Origin of the sequence: Paenarthrobacter sp. YAF11_1 (assembly GCF_052113445.1) — a bacterium.
Classification (GTDB): Bacteria; Actinomycetota; Actinomycetes; order Actinomycetales; family Micrococcaceae; genus Arthrobacter.
The window spans coordinates 43892-58672 of the sequence record NZ_JBFRDF010000015.1; the positions used below are offsets into that span (position 1 = coordinate 43892).

Here is a 14781-nt window from a genome sequence, read left to right on the forward strand (position 1 = left end):
GATCGAATTTTGGCCGAAACAGACGCCCAAGAAGCTTACTTGACGAACTGGGGCAGGCGCGCGGGAGTTCCCGTGGAAGGAGCCACGTTATAGGTCCGCAGTACCTGCGCCATCACCGATCGGAACACCGGCCCGTTGGTGACGCCGTAGATGTTTCCCTTGGGACGCTGCAGGACCACTTCGACGATGAAACGCGGGTCGTCCATCGGTGCCATGCCCACCATCGAGGCGGTATAGCCGTCGAAGCCGGGCAAACCGTCTTCACGGGGCGCCTGGGAGGTTCCCGTCTTGGCACCAACCCGGTAGCCATCGATGGCCGCGTCCTTGATCTGCCCCTCGGTCACGGCACTCTCGAGAATGTCCCGGACCTGCTGCGCGGTGTCCTTGGACACCACCTGGCGCGAATCCTTGGCGGCAACCTTCTGTTCCTCCCCCTCGGGGGTGACGTAGCTGTCAATAAGCCTGGGCTGCAGCATCACGCCGTCGTTGGCGATGCTTTGGAACGCCCGGACTGTCTGGAGGGTGGATTGGGAAACGCCTTGGCCGAACAGCACCGTATATTGCTGCCGTTCGTCCCACTGCTCAGGCTTGGCGAGGATGCCCGTGGCTTCAGCCGGCAACCCGATGTCCGTCTGCTCTCCAATGCCGAATTTCTTCAGCCAGTCGTAGCGCTGTTCCTTGGTCAACCTGCTGCCTGCCATGACGGTTCCGGTGTTCATGGACCATCCCAGGATGCCCGCCAGGGTGCGTTCCTCCGTACCGTGCTCAAAGGCATCCGTAAACGTCTGTCCGTCGATGGTGTAGGCCGTTGGAATGGTGAAGTGATCCAAGGGGAAGGACTTGCCTTCCTCGATGACAGCTGCTGCGGTGATCATCTTTTGCACTGACCCGGGTTCGTAGGCTGCCGTCACGGAGCGCACGCCCCGATCCTTGGCGTCCACTTTTCCAGGATCGTTGGGATCCGGGGCGTTGGTATCAGCCAAGGCCACCAGATTGCCGGTCTTGGTGTCCATCACAATGATGGACCCCCACTCCGCGTTCATCTTGTTCACCTGGCTTTGGATGGCCTGCTGGGCGAAGTACTGGATGTCGGTGTTGATGGTCAGCTTGACGTCGCTGCCGTCCACGGCCGGAGTCAGTTCATCGGTGGCCACCGGAATCCTCAGGCCGTCAGCGCCGATCTCAAAGACCCGCTTCCCTTCAACACCGCGAAGGATCTCGTCCTGGGTTTGCTCGATGCCCGCTTGTCCAGTGATCCCGTCCTGGAGGAAACCCACCACGCCACCGGCAACGCTGCCGTTGGGGTACACGCGCTTGCTGACGCCTTCAGGGACCACTCCCGGGATGTTCAGTTTGGAGATGCGGTCTTCAAGTTCGGGCTTGATGTCCTTGGCGACCACGAAGTACTTCTTCTCACCGGTCAGGGCCTCACGGATCTTCTCCACGTCAGACCCCAGGAGCGTAGCAAGCTCCGAGATGCCCTGGTCCCTGGTAATGGTCTCTATCTCGTCGGTCTTCTCGTTATAGCGCTTGAAAGAGGCTGTGTTCGTATTCAAGACCTGATCGACCACCAGGTTGTAGCGGATGACGCTGCTGGCCAACACAGTTCCATTCGCGTCCACAATCTGTCCGCGCTCTGCCGGCAGGACCTGGGGAGTGAGGCGCTTCGCCAGTGCGGCTTCGGCCATTCCTCCCATGTCCAGGCCCTGGACCATGAAGAGCTTCCCACCCACAACCAGGAGCAGGGTCAGCATGATGCCAAGACCAACACGCAGCCGCTTTTTTGCCGCCGGCGTCTTCGTTTTTTTCGATGTGCCGGGGTTCTGAGCCACGTTGATTCCTTGCTGCTGGCCTAGCTTCAGTGGACTGATGGATTACTGCCCGGGTGCCTTCTGCTGGGGGGCCGGGACTGATCCCCCGTTGAGTTCAACCGGCGGTGCGGCTGCCGGTGGTGCGGTGGTTGCAGCAGGCGCCGCTGGAGTGGCCGGTGCCACCGGTGTTACCGGTTTGAGGTTCTCCAGCGGATCCTTGGTTGTCACCGAGGGAACCACGTCCAGCATCCCCGCGACGGCCGGAGGAGCAAGTTGGGCCAAAGGAGCATCTCCCTTAACTGCCGGCGTTGCCTTTCCGGTGACGGTCATCGTATTCAGATCAATCTGTCCCTTGACAGTGGAAGGAACCATCCCCAATTCTGCAGCCTTTGCCGACAGATTCTGGGGAGCTTCGAAATTCTGCTTCTTCTGTGTCAGGTCCTGGTTTTCCTTGTTCAGGGTGGCTGCCTCAGCCTTGAGCTGCACCAGTTGGTACTGGGCAGTGGAAACTGAGATGTTCAGGACAAGTACGGTCAGGAGGGCGGCTGCCATGGCCACGAAGCAGAGGACCACGAAAGGTGTCCGGCGTTTGCCCGGAGCGGTGCGCACCAGGGAGAGCGGAGTGCGGGCCTTGCGTCCGGCGTCGGGCTTTCCGGCAGGAGCGGGCAGCGCACGGGCGGTATTGCCCACCACGGAGGGCAGTGTCTTCGCTGCGGCGTTGCTCATGCGTCTCTCCTCGGTTTGATGCGCTCTACTGCCCTCAAACGGGCGGACGCCGCGCGGGGATTCTCAGCGATTTCTGCTGCCGTAGGCACTTCCGTGCCCTTGGTGATGGTCTTTAGTTCGGGTTTGTGTTCTTCAAGTTCCACGGGGAAACCAAGTGGGGCTGAGGATTTGGATCCGGTCTGGAAAACCGACTTCACAATCTTGTCCTCCAGCGAGTGATATGACATCACTACAATCCGGCCCCCCATGGCCGTAGAGGCAACGGCTGCAGGAACGGCCCGTTCCAGAACATCCAGTTCCTCATTGACCTCAATCCGCAACGCCTGGAACGTGCGTTTAGCGGGATGGCCACCGCTCTTCGCGGCTGCGGCGGGGACAACACTGCGGATCTGCTCCACGAGTTCGCCGGTGGTTGCAAAAGGCTTCTCTGTTCGTGAATTCACGATCCTGTTGGCGATACGCCCGGCAAACTTCTCTTCGCCCCATTTACGAATAATCCGTACCAGCTCGTCTTCGCTGTAGTTGTTGACTACATCGGCAGCCGTCTGGCCGCGGCTGGTGTCCATCCGCATGTCCAGGGGGGCGTCGTAGGAGTAGGCGAAACCACGCTCGCGCTCATCCAGCTGCAGCGATGACACGCCCAGATCCATGAGGATGCCGTGGACCTCCGGGATCCCCAGATCTGCCAGGACGTCTTCGATTTCGTCATAGACGGCGTGAACCAGGTCCGTCCGGTTCGAAAAGGGCTCCAGGCGTGCGCCGGCCAAGGCAAGGGCTTCCTCGTCGCGGTCAATGCCGACCAGGTGCAGGTCCGGAAAACGCTGCAACATGGCTTCGGAGTGACCTCCCATACCCAGGGTCGCGTCAATGGCAACCGGGGTCGCTCCACGTTTCATGGCAGCTTCGAAGCCGGGGGCGAGCAGATTGATGCAGCGGTCTTTGAGGACGGGTACGTGGCGCTCCGATGTGGGCTTTGCCGCGTCCTGCTCTTCCACGCTGCCTCCTCTTTCCTCAATCGCTTGCCTGTTGTTTCTTGAATCGGATCCCCATCCGCGCCTATCGTTCGGCCGGCCTGGCTCAGGGGAAGTTGAGCCAGGAAGACTGTTCGATGGGCGGCTGGAGATCCCATTCAAGAAGCGGTAATGCTGCTTCCTCCGACCGGCTAGATGAATCCGGGCAGATTGTCGTCATCCGTTTCCGAGAAGGCTGCTTCCTTCTCGTTGAGGTACTCATTCCAGGCATCGGCATCCCAGATCTCCGCCCGGGTACCGGCACCGATCACGGCCAGTTCCCTACCGAGGCCTGCATACGCCCGGAGCGCCGGCGGAATCGTCACGCGCCCCTGCTTGTCAGGTACTTCATCAGAGGCTCCAGACAGGAAAACGCGAATGTAGTCACGGGCCTGCTTGGAAGACAGTGGCGCCTCCCGCATCGATTCGTGAATACGTTCGAATTCTTTCTGGCTGAAGACGTAGATGCAGCGTTCCTGGCCCCTGGTGAGGACCAGCCCCTCCGCAAGCTCCTCACGGAACTTTGCGGGAAGGATGATCCTGCCCTTTTCATCGAGACGCGGCGAGTGAGTGCCCAGAAACATCTGGCCCCACCGCCCCTCAGTTAAGGTGCCCGTTCATTCCCAACACTGCCACTACCCTCTTATGCGCTCCACTTTACTCCACAAAGCCCCACAGTCAACGCAGTATGGGGCGTTTCTCCACCACCTTGAGTTTTAAGATGACCGAAACGGCGCGGCTTTCAGGCCCGTGGCGGGAAGTGGAGGGGTGATCGCCCCAGCGGTTCGGCGCGTCGGTGTGCAGAAGGGGGTCCAGGCATTCACTCCGGACATCGACGCAGTTTGCCGGTGTTTAGTGGTGGAAAGTGGGTCCGGGGGTGGGAAGTGGAGGACTGCCCCCACACGTGGTTAAACGCAAAAAGACCCGCAGTTTGCGGGTCTTTCGATATCCCCGATGAAGCGTCAGGGACGTGCGTGAAGCAGGGTGGCCGGCACAGCCGGTGGAAAGTGGAACGAACGCTTAGGAATCGTCGCGGCGCCGCTCGTCCCAGCGCTCTTCCAGGCTGCTCATGAACGAACTCTTGGGTTTGCCCTTTGCGGGCTTGCCTTTGCCGGCTTTGCCAAAGGCTGCTCCGCGCAGCGTGGCGAAGTAAACGCCAGCACCCATGACGACGAAGCCGAGGACACCCACAGGTATCGCCTGCATCGACACTCCCACGAGCAGGAGGAGGATGCCGGCAATGGCGCCGAGCACGCCGATAATCACATGCCGGGTTGACCAACTGCGAATGGGATCCGAGCCCATGGTGCTGGCAAACTTCGGATCGTCCTCATGAAGTTGCTTCTCCAGTTGCTCAAGCAGCTTCTGTTCGTGCTCCGAGAGGGGCATCGCGACCTCCTTTAGTCAGCCAGCGTCTGGACATAACGCTTTCTGTGCGTCTGTTTCCCACAACGATCGGACCAAGAAAATCGTTCCCAAAATTCCCTCGTGGTTCAGCGGGCATCTCAGGGCCGACTGTTCAGGAAACAGTTTGTCCAGACGATCTAAATCTCTGTAATAAATAGGATAGTTTGTCCGACGCCGTTCTGAAAGACGCCCGGGGCCCAGCGGGACCAAGCTCACAGCTGATCACGTACCCGTGGGGGGCTTTCCCGGTTCCAGGAGCCTCGCAGGGAGCAGCGTCTTGGAACCGAAACGTTCAGAAACGCGGTCCAATGCCTGCTCCGCTGCCCTCCAATTGTCGTCCCGGCGATCCAGGCTCAGCTGCAGGGACGTCTGTCCGGCAGGTTCGAGCTGCTCGGCCCGTACCCCTACGAGGCGGACACTCATGGACCGCGGGCCCAGGGACTCCAGCAGTTGCACAGCCACTTGGTAGATCATCTGGGCGCTGTCCACCGGGGCGTGGACGGTCCGGCTCCTCGTGACGGTCGAAAAGTCCGAGTACCTCAGCTTCAAGGCGACGGTCCTGGCCAGCATGCCTGAACTCCGCAACCGGCCCGCCGTTCGGTGCGAAAGGCGCAGCAGTTCCTTGTGCAAGAGGGCATCATCTCCGGTGTCGTTGGAGAACGTTTCCTCCGCTCCGATGCTCTTCTCCAGCCTGGTGGGGGTCACCGGTCGCGGATCGACCCCCATGGAGAGTCGGTGGACGTGTTCGCCGCTGGCCCCCAGGACCTTTTTCAAGGAGGCCAAGGGGGTGGCAGCCACATCTGCCACGGTGCGTATGCCGAGCCTGGCAAGCACTTCACCGGTCTTTCCACCCACGCCCCACAATGCGTTGACAGGGAGGCTGTGGAGATACCCAAGGGTGTCCTCGGCGTTGATCTGAAGGATGCCGTCGGGCTTGCACCGGGTGGACGCGATCTTGGCCACGAATTTGGTGCTTGCAATTCCCACGGATGCCGTAATGCCAAGTTCCGACTGGACCCGTCGCCGAATGAGGTGGCCGATGTCCAAGGGCGGACCGAGCCGGCGAATCGCGCCGCCAACATCGAGGAAGGCTTCGTCGACGCTGAGGGGTTCCACCAGATCCGTAATGGAGGCAAAGATCTCCATGATCTGGCCGGACACTTCGTAATACACCGTGTGCCGCGGGTTGATGATCACAGCGGAGGGACAGCGTCTCATGGCTATGGACATCGGCATCGCGGACTTCACTCCGGTGGCCCGGGCCTCGTAGGAAGCAGAGAGCACCACTGACCGTTCGGCGGGAAATCCGACAATGACGGGTTTTCCCCGAAGATCGGGGCGGCTGCGGAGTTCAACGGAGACGAAGAACGCGTCCATGTCGACGTGGAGTATGCTGGTTCGCCTCAGTTCCCGCAGGGCATCACCAGCGCTGCGGGAGGGTTCATGGCCAGCCCCTGGGCCGCTGCCGAATGCTTCCTGCCTCACATCGGCAATACTATGCCCGGCCACTGACTAAACTGGAGGCACTGTCAGGCTCAGCCCCCGGAAGGATACCCTGTGAAGCTCTTTGGAACTCCTCGATCGCGAGGGTTTGCCCTRCTCGCAGCAAGTCTCGCCGTAGCGGCCTCGGCATGCACACCGTCGCCTGGAGGCTCGGCCGCCCCCTCCCCCACGGATTCTTCATCCCAGGCGTCACCGTCCACGTCAGGCGCCTCAGGCTCCGCCTCCGCCTCCGCGCCGGAGACTGCAACGGCGACGGAGCCGGCCACCCCGGCGCCCGGCGCAACGGCAACGGTAAACGCCCTTGTTCCGGGCTTCCCTGAGCAGCTGATCCCCGTCATGCCCAAGACTTCCGTCCGTTCCAGCAGTTTTGACAAGGGCACCTCGCTGGCCACTGTCGCGCTGGTCGGAACCGTCAAGGCCCCGCCGGAGGGCGTGGTGGACTACTACAAGACGTCCCTGGAGGCGCAGGGTTTTAAGCTTGTTCCTGGCCCTGAAGCCGTGGGCAACGTCACCTCACTGGACTTCATCAGGGGCGACGGCGAGACCGTGAACGTGTCAATACGGCAGAAGGAAGGCGTGTCCACCTTCACCGTTGGCGCCAACGTGGCGTCCGGGTCCATCAAGTGACGGCATTTTCCCAAGTGGCGTCCGAACAGACGGAATTCATCAGCGGCGTTGCGGGCAAGCTGGGAGACTTCCTGTCAGAGCAACAGGAAGTCATGGCTACGGTGTCCCCGGACGTCGAACCTCTGATCGGATCAATTTCCAACCTCGTCACTGGCGGCAAACGCCTTCGTGCACTGATGTGCTACTGGGGCTGGAGGAGCGCAGGCGGACACTCCGGAGACCCTGACATCGTTACTGCCGGTTGCGCGCTGGAACTGTTCCAGGCAGCGGCCCTGATCCACGACGACATTATTGACCGATCCGATACCCGCCGCGGTGGACCCAGCGTGCACAAACGCTTCAGCCAACTCCATGAGATGAATGGCTGGGCTCTGGACAGCGGGCGTTTTGGGGATGCCGCCGCCATTCTGACGGGAGACCTCTGCTTGTCCTTCAGCGAGGAGTCTTTTACCGAAATCGGCATCAGGGCCGCGGCGGGAACCCCCGCGCGCCGCATTTTCAATGTCATGAGGGCCGAGGTCATGGCCGGCCAGTACCTCGACATCCTTGAGGAGGTGGCCGGCCCTGTTCGCGACCGGGCCGGCTCGGTGGATCGCGCACAATCGATCATCCGCTACAAATCAGCGAAGTACTCCACGGAACATCCGCTGGCATTGGGCGGAGCACTTGCCGGCGCCCCTTCGGGGCTGCTGAAGAAGTACTCGGAGTTTTCCTTGCCCCTCGGTGAGGCTTTCCAAATGCGGGACGATGTCCTTGGAGTCTTTGGCGATCCCGAGACCACCGGCAAACCGGCAGGCGATGATTTGTTGGAAGGCAAGCGCACTGTCCTTGTTGGATTTGCCTTGAACCAGGCGACCGCCGAGGAAGCGGAATACCTTGATCGAATGCTGGGTAATCCGGACCTGGGCGAAGACGATGTAGCTCGTATCCGCCGCATCATGGTGCATTGCGGCGCTCTGGATGCCACGGAATCCCGAATTGCCGCGCTGAGCGACCAGGCCTTTGAAGCGCTGGAACGCCTGCCACTCGATGACGTACCGCTCACAGCATTGAGGCAATTGGCCGAGGCCGCCGTCAGCCGGGCAGCATAGCGCCCGGCATCTTCAGGGCGGTTCAGCGGGTGGGGACCGGCTCCGAAAGGACATGACGCGACGACGGCGGGGGAACCCGCCGTCGTCGTCGTTTTAATTCAGTTCCCGGCGGACTTCTCCAGCCGGGGCGGCACTATTACCAGGCCAGAGACTGGGCGCGACGCCTGATTTCCGTTTTTCGTCCCTCACGCAGGGCGTCGATGGGACGGCCGCGGAGTGATTCATCCGGGGTGAAGAGCCAGATGATCAACTCTTCGTCGTTGTAGCCGGCATCGCTGAGAACCGCAATGGTTCCCTTCAAGCTGTCAACAACATGCCCATCCTGGATAAACAAGGCCGGGACTGAGCGGATATTCCGTTCTCCCCGCCTGATGGCTACCAGTGCACGTTCATCCAAAAGTCCGTGGACTTTGGTGATGGAAACTTCCAGCAGCTCGGAGACATCCGGCAGCGGGAGCCAGTCGGAAACAAGGCTTTCTACATTACTCACGGAACAAGGTTGCCATGCCACACTGCCCGGCGCCTAGCCGGGTTCGACGGCGGCTTCCGGCAAACGGCTTTAAATCGCCATTTCATTGGCAATAATTCCGTCCCCATAATCCCGAACGACAGGAATTGTTGTGTCGATTGAATAAGTGTGAGAGATTCACACTGATCACACTTGCACCATTGATAACATCAGTAACATTGGCAACACTGACAACAGCGCCACCCAACACCCGCTGTTGAGATGAGGACACTTTCATGACGACGCCCCGCTCGCCGAAACGAACCATGAGCCTGCCGGTCATCGCGGCAACCACGGCTGCGCTTCCCGCCGTGGTCTTGTCCTCGCTTGCCCTGGCCCAGCCCACCATGGCTTCCCCGGCACCCCAGCCCCGCAAAGTCCCGGCCACGCTTGCTGCAGCAATGAAGGCGCAAGCCGTCAATGCCGGCACCGTCATTCCCGCACAGGCTGTTGCGGCCACGCTGCCCGCAGCCCTGCGCCCCATGGCCCCTTCGGTTCCGGATACGTACACGATCGTTCGTGGCGACACCATCAGCGCGATCGCCCGCCGCTTCAATCTGGACACCGCTGCGGTCCTCCAGTTGAACAAGCTCGCGGCCACCACGTGGATCTACCCGGGCCAGACCATCAAACTCACGGGCACGGCCACGCCCGCGCCGGCCCAGCCCTCCGCGCCGGCGGCTCCGAGCGCCCCAAGCAACGCCACCATCTACACAGTGGTCTCCGGTGACACCCTGGGCGCGATTGCCGCCAAGCATGGCGTGCCCCTGTCCAGCATTTTCAGCTGGAACAACCTCAATGGAAGCTCCATCATCTATCCGGGCCAGAAGATCAAGATCAGCGGCGGTTCCGCACCCTCCACGCCCGCTGTTCCCGCGCCGGCCCCTGCGCCCTCGCCTGCCCCCTTGGCCAGCACAGGTTCCTACACCATCAAGGCCGGCGATACCCTCAGCTCCATCGCCTCACGCCACGGCGTCTCCCTGAGCGCGCTGATGACCGCCAACAAGGTCTCTGCCACCACGGTCATCTACCCGGGCCAGAAGCTCAGCATCCCAGGCCCCGGACTTCAGCCGGCCGGTGAGACCAAGCCGCTGGTTCCCAGCACCTTCCTGGGCTTCACCTACCCGGCGGCTGTGGTGAGCTCGGCCAACGAGAACAAGGCCCTCCTCAATGCGTCGCCGGTGCCCAGCCGGGCCGAAATGAAGAGCATCGTGGCAGATACGGCCAGGCGCATGGGTGTCAGCCCCTCCCTGGCACTTGCTTTCGCGGAACAGGAATCCGGCTTTGACCAGCGGGCGGTATCACCTGCCAACGCCATCGGCACCATGCAGGTCATTCCGTCGTCCGGCCAGTGGGCCTCGGACCTGGTGGGTCGCAAGCTGAACCTTTTGGACCCGTACGACAACGCCACAGCAGGTGTCGCGATCATCCGCGCACTGATTGCCACGAGCAAGGACCTGGACACCGCGATTGCCGGTTACTACCAGGGCCAGTACTCAGTCAGTAAGTACGGCATGTACGACGACACCAAGCGTTACGTCGAATCGATCAAGGCCCGCCAGCGCACGTTCGGCTAGGCTTCAGCAGCACCTCTGAAGGGGCCCGGATCCCATTGGCCAAACCAATGTGGATTCGGGCCCCTTCCCTGCCTCGTTTAGGATCGTATGGTGCAAGAACCAACGCAGGACCACTTCATTGGGACTATGGTGGACGGCCGCTACCTGGTCCGTTCCCGCCTCGCCAAGGGCGGAATGTCCACCGTCTACCTGGCCACGGACCAGCGCCTTGAGCGCGACGTGGCCCTCAAAGTCCTGCACCCACACCTGGCAAACGATCCCACCTTCCTGCAGCGGCTGAGCCGCGAAGCAAAAGCCGCCGCCAGCCTTTCCCACCCCCACATTGTGGGCGTCCTGGACCAAGGCGAAGACGGACACATCGCTTACCTGGTCATGGAATACGTCAAGGGCCACACCCTCCGCGACGTCCTCACCGAGCAAGGCGTCCTGGCGCCGAGGCTTGCCTTGGCACTGATTGATCCCGTGATAGAAGGACTGGCCGCCGCCCACGGCTCCGGCTTGATCCACCGGGATATCAAACCCGAGAACGTCCTGATCGCCGACGACGGCAGGATCAAGGTGGGCGATTTTGGCCTGGCCCGGGCGGTCTCAGCCAACACCAGTACCGGCGCCCTGATCGGCACCGTGGCCTATCTGGCTCCCGAACTGGTACTCGGACAACCCGCAGATGCCCGCAGCGACATCTACTCGGCGGGCATCATGCTGTACGAAATGCTGACCGGCAAGCAGCCCTATGCCGGCGACTCCCCCATCCAGGTGGCCTACCAGCACGTCAACGCAGTGGTGGGCCGCCCCTCGGACGTTGTTCCCGGACTGGCCGAAGACCTTGACGAACTGGTGCAGTGGTGCACGGCAGCCGATGCAGAAAACAGGCCCGTGGACGGCACTGCCCTCCTGGCCGAACTCCGCCACATCCGAACCACACTGACCGACGAGCAGTTGGACCACCGGCAAAACCCAGGACCCGCCCCCTTCCCTGCCGCGCCCGCAACCACCGCGACCGGTAGCGGCGCCGGGAATCCCACGGAAGCGCTGGCAACCACTGCCTCACCCACCGAGTTCATCAGCCACCAGAGCAACCCGACCACCATCATGGCCGCCGGCGGTTCTGCCCTTCAGCACTCCCAGGCAGCGGCAGGCATGGACGCTGACCAGGATCTTCGCCAGCCCGGCAAGCGTGAGCTGAAGAGGCTCGAAAGGCAGCAGACCAAGGACCGCGCACGCGCTGCGGCGACCCCTGTCCGCCCCCTCAGGGAAGGCAATCCCCGCCGCCGTGGTGTGATCTGGACCGTCGTGATCATCATTCTGGCGATGCTCGCGGCAGCCGCCGGGTGGTTCTTCGGCATGGGGCCGGGCTCACCCGGGACCGTACCCGAAGTCAAGAACAAGACCGTCGCGGAGGCACAGCAGCTTCTCCGTACTGCGGGTTTCCAATCGGAGCCACGCGATGTCTTCGACGACGACATCCTTGCCGGACTCGCGGTCGGAACGGAGCCGGAATCCGGTGCTGAGGTGCGGAAGTTCCAGCCCATCACCCTTTTCGTCTCCAAAGGGGCCCAGCTCTTCGCGCTGCCGGGATTGACCGGCGGCACCCTGGACGAGGCCAAGACGGCACTCAATGCCGCTGAAATGGCCCTGGGGAACGTCACCGAAGCCTTTGACGAGAAGGTTCCTGCCGGCGTCGTGATTTCCCAGGACCCAGCCAAGGGCAAAGAAGTGCGGCACGGGACCCCCGTGGCGCTGGTGGTTTCCAAGGGTCCGCAGCCGATTCCAGTGCCGGACGTCCGCGGCATGGCACAGGACGCCGCGGTCAAGGCCCTCCAGGACGCCGGGCTCAAAGCAGTGATAGCTCCGGAGACCGTCAACGACAAGTCGGTCCCCAAGGGCGCCGTGGTCTCCCAGGCCCCGGCCAACGGCACTCTCATCCGAGGCGGGTCCGTGACGCTGACCGTATCCAAGGGGCCCAAGATGGTGAAGGTTCCCAGCTTCATTGGCAAACAGGCCGACGAAGCTGAAAGGGAGTTGAAGAAGCTTGGGTTCAAGGTCGAGACCAACAAGATCCTCGGCGGATTCTTCGGAACCGTCCGTGACCAAAGCCCCGTCAATACTGAAGTGCCGGAAGACTCCGTTGTCACGCTGACTGTCGTCTAGCATTCCACTCCAGTTACCTGAATACATGAAAAAGGCGCGGTCCGGATTCATCCGGACCGCGCCTTTTTGATGCATTGCCTACTGCTTGGAGAGGGCTCCTGCCACCAGGAAGGCCATCTCGAGGGACTGCATGTGGTTCAGGCGGGGATCGCACACTGACTCGTAACGGTCCAGGAAAGCGTCCTGGTCGATGGGATCGGCACCGCCCAAGCACTCGGCGACGTCGTCGCCGGTCATTTCGACGTGAAGGCCGCCGGGGACAGTACCCAACGAGTGGTGGACCTCAAAGAAGCCACGGACCTCATCAATGACGTCGTCGAAGTTGCGCGTCTTGTAGCCGTTCGGCGACGTGACGGTGTTGCCGTGCATGGGATCGGTGACCCACAGCACCTGCGCACCCGAGGCCGTGACACGCTCGACGACGGCGGGCAGCTTTTCGCGGATGTTCGTGGCGCCCATGCGCGTGATGAACGTCAGGCGACCCGGTTCCCGGTTGGGGTCCAGTTTGTCGATCAGGCGCAAAGCATCGTCACCGCTGGTGGTGGGGCCAAGCTTGACGCCGATCGGGTTCCGGACACGGGAGAGGAAATCGACATGGGCATGGTCCAGTTCACGGGTCCGCTCGCCGATCCACAGGAAGTGTGAAGACGTGTCATAAGGCAGGCCGGTGCGTGAATCGATGCGGGTCAGGGCACGCTCGTAGTCGAGCAGCAACGCTTCGTGGCTGGCAAAGAACTCGACCCGCTTCAGGGCCTCGAAGTCGGCACCACAGGAGTCCATGAAGCTGATGGCACGGTCAATATCGCGTGCCAGCGATTCATAGCGGGCGTGCGCCGGGTTTTCTGTGAAGCCCTTGTTCCACTGGTGAACGAGCCGCAAGTCCGCGAAGCCACCCTGGGTGAACGCACGGATGAGGTTCAGTGTGGAAGCAGAGGTGTGGTAAGCCTTCAGCATGCGGCCTGCGTCATGGGCGCGGGACTCCGGGGTGAAGTCGTAGCCATTGACGATGTCGCCGCGGTAGGCCGGAAGCGTCACGCCGTCGCGGGTCTCGTCATTGGACGAGCGCGGCTTGGCAAACTGGCCTGCCATGCGGCCCATCTTGATGACGGGCATGGCAGCACCATAGGTGAGCACCACCGCCATCTGCAGGATTGTCTTGACGCGGGCGCTGATCTTGTCCGCGGTGGCGGCCTCAAACGTCTCGGCGCAGTCGCCGCCCTGCAGGAGGAAGGCCTTGCCCTGTGCCGCAGCGGCCAGACGCTCGCGGAGAACGTCCACTTCCCCGGCGAAAACCAGCGGCGGCACCACGGAAAGTTCCTTGACGGAAGCCTCGAAAACGCCGGCGTCGGACCAAGTGGGCTGCTGGGAAATCGGCAGGTCCCGCCAGGCGTCGAGCCCGGGATAGTTCGCAGCCCCGCTTTGGGCGGTGCTGGCGAGGGGATCTGCTGTGGGGGATGCGGTGTTCGCGGTTAGCTCAGTCACCCTTCAAGAGTAGTAGCCTCCGGCAAGGTTGCGGGACAGTGGCCGTAACCGATGCTGCCGCCCGCGTCACAGTTTCCGTGACGCCCCGTCCCCGCCGGCCCCCGGTTCATCCCTGTCCTCCGCAATGTCTTCGGTGGCCTCCTCCGTCACCTCGAGCTGGTGGACAGGCTCCGGGCCCTTGCCGGCCAGCTGGGCCTTGACCACGGCGGCGTACTCATCAACGTATTCCTGGCCGGAGAGACGCATCAAGGCGTACATGATTTCGTCCGTCACAGCCCGCTGGACCAGGCGGTCGTCCTCTAGGCCGTAGTAGCGGCTGAAGTCCAGGGGTTGTCCAAAGATGATGCCAACCCGGCGGATGCTGGGCAGCCGCTTACCGATGGGCTGGACTTTCTCCGTCCCGATCATGGCGACCGGCACCACTGGGACCCGCGTTTGCAGTGCGAGCCTCGCTACACCCACCTTGCCGCGGTAGAGCCGGGCGTCAGGGCTGCGGGTGCCTTCAGGGTAAATTCCCAGCAGGCCCCCGGAGGCGAGGACATCCTTGCCGGCCTGCAACGACATCTCGGACGCCGCCCCTCCGGAACGGTCCATGGGGAGCTGGTTGCTCAGCCTGAAGAACAGCGCCGTTAGCCGCCCCTTGAAGCCTTTGCCGGTGAAGTACTCGGACTTGGCCAGGAAGATCACCGGCCGGTGCACCATCAGAGGCAGGAAGATGGAGTCCGAAAAAGACAGGTGGTTGGACGCCAGGATTGCGGCGCCGCTTTCAGGGACGTTGTCCAGGCCCTTGACCCATGGCCTGAACAGGAGTTTGAGGATGGGACCCAGGAAGATCCTTTTCATGACCCAATAGAACACGGTTGTCCTCCCACGGCCGACGGTTGGCAT

At 62.1% G+C, this 14781-nt stretch carries 13 protein-coding genes; 4 read left to right on the top strand and 9 right to left on the bottom strand.

All coding sequences use genetic code 11. The features are described 5' to 3' along the window. Window positions 1-35 precede the first annotated feature (35 nt). The 6 genes from AB4Y77_RS19520 to dinB all read right to left on the bottom strand — a co-directional run bounded on the left by AB4Y77_RS19520 (window position 36) and on the right by dinB (window position 6439). A complete protein-coding gene (locus AB4Y77_RS19520; protein ID WP_311214411.1) occupies window positions 36-1832 on the bottom strand; it encodes a peptidoglycan D,D-transpeptidase FtsI family protein in 1797 nt (598 codons plus the stop codon). Between the two features lie 42 nt (window positions 1833-1874). Continuing rightward, window positions 1875-2537 carry a hypothetical protein gene (locus AB4Y77_RS19525; protein WP_311214410.1) on the bottom strand — a complete coding sequence of 221 codons (663 nt, stop codon included), beginning with the start codon at window positions 2535-2537 and terminating at the stop codon, window positions 1875-1877. Next, complete coding sequence (rsmH, locus tag AB4Y77_RS19530; RefSeq protein ID WP_311214409.1) at window positions 2534-3532, bottom strand: 16S rRNA (cytosine(1402)-N(4))-methyltransferase RsmH; 999 nt, start codon at window positions 3530-3532, stop codon at window positions 2534-2536. The genes AB4Y77_RS19525 and rsmH overlap by 4 nt, the downstream gene beginning before the upstream one ends. A gap of 167 nt (window positions 3533-3699) precedes the next feature. After that, window positions 3700-4131: a division/cell wall cluster transcriptional repressor MraZ gene (mraZ, locus tag AB4Y77_RS19535; protein ID WP_018779285.1), complete on the bottom strand. Its 432-nt coding sequence runs from the start codon at window positions 4129-4131 to the stop codon at window positions 3700-3702. 436 nt (window positions 4132-4567) lie between these two features. After that, window positions 4568-4936: a DUF3040 domain-containing protein gene (locus tag AB4Y77_RS19540; RefSeq protein WP_089594493.1), complete on the bottom strand. Its 369-nt coding sequence runs from the start codon at window positions 4934-4936 to the stop codon at window positions 4568-4570. A 240-nt stretch (window positions 4937-5176) separates the two neighbouring features. Then, the gene (gene dinB / locus AB4Y77_RS19545) at window positions 5177-6439 is read right to left on the bottom strand and encodes a DNA polymerase IV (RefSeq protein ID WP_311214407.1); all 1263 of its coding nucleotides are present in this window, start codon (window positions 6437-6439) and stop codon (window positions 5177-5179) included. A 72-nt stretch (window positions 6440-6511) separates the two neighbouring features. On the opposite strand from dinB, the gene AB4Y77_RS19550 reads away from it, so the two are divergent. Beyond that, entirely contained in the window at window positions 6512-7084 is a 573-nt protein-coding gene (locus AB4Y77_RS19550) for a hypothetical protein (protein ID WP_311214406.1), read from the top strand. Continuing rightward, a complete protein-coding gene (locus tag AB4Y77_RS19555) occupies window positions 7081-8175 on the top strand; it encodes a polyprenyl synthetase family protein (RefSeq protein WP_442015057.1) in 1095 nt (364 codons plus the stop codon). The genes AB4Y77_RS19550 and AB4Y77_RS19555 overlap by 4 nt, the downstream gene beginning before the upstream one ends. Window positions 8176-8311: 136 nt before the next feature. On the opposite strand, the gene AB4Y77_RS19560 is transcribed toward AB4Y77_RS19555, so the two are convergent. Further along, window positions 8312-8665 carry an Rv2175c family DNA-binding protein gene (locus tag AB4Y77_RS19560; RefSeq protein WP_311214404.1) on the bottom strand — a complete coding sequence of 118 codons (354 nt, stop codon included), beginning with the start codon at window positions 8663-8665 and terminating at the stop codon, window positions 8312-8314. A 254-nt stretch (window positions 8666-8919) separates the two neighbouring features. Here AB4Y77_RS19560 and AB4Y77_RS19565 point away from each other — a divergent pair, with 254 nt between their 5' ends. Beyond that, window positions 8920-10260 (top strand): LysM peptidoglycan-binding domain-containing protein, encoded by a 1341-nt coding sequence (locus tag AB4Y77_RS19565; RefSeq protein WP_442015058.1) that lies wholly within the window; start codon window positions 8920-8922, stop codon window positions 10258-10260. Between the two features lie 87 nt (window positions 10261-10347). Beyond that, window positions 10348-12411, top strand: a complete 2064-nt coding sequence (gene pknB / locus AB4Y77_RS19570; RefSeq protein ID WP_442015059.1) for a Stk1 family PASTA domain-containing Ser/Thr kinase — start codon at window positions 10348-10350, stop codon at window positions 12409-12411. A gap of 78 nt (window positions 12412-12489) precedes the next feature. On the opposite strand, the gene AB4Y77_RS19575 is transcribed toward pknB, so the two are convergent. Both AB4Y77_RS19575 and AB4Y77_RS19580 read right to left on the bottom strand, forming a co-directional pair. Next, window positions 12490-13893 carry a class II 3-deoxy-7-phosphoheptulonate synthase gene (locus tag AB4Y77_RS19575; protein WP_311214401.1) on the bottom strand — a complete coding sequence of 468 codons (1404 nt, stop codon included), beginning with the start codon at window positions 13891-13893 and terminating at the stop codon, window positions 12490-12492. Window positions 13894-13959: 66 nt separating this feature from the next. After that, a complete protein-coding gene (locus AB4Y77_RS19580; protein ID WP_311214400.1) occupies window positions 13960-14751 on the bottom strand; it encodes a lysophospholipid acyltransferase family protein in 792 nt (263 codons plus the stop codon). Window positions 14752-14781 lie beyond the last annotated feature (30 nt).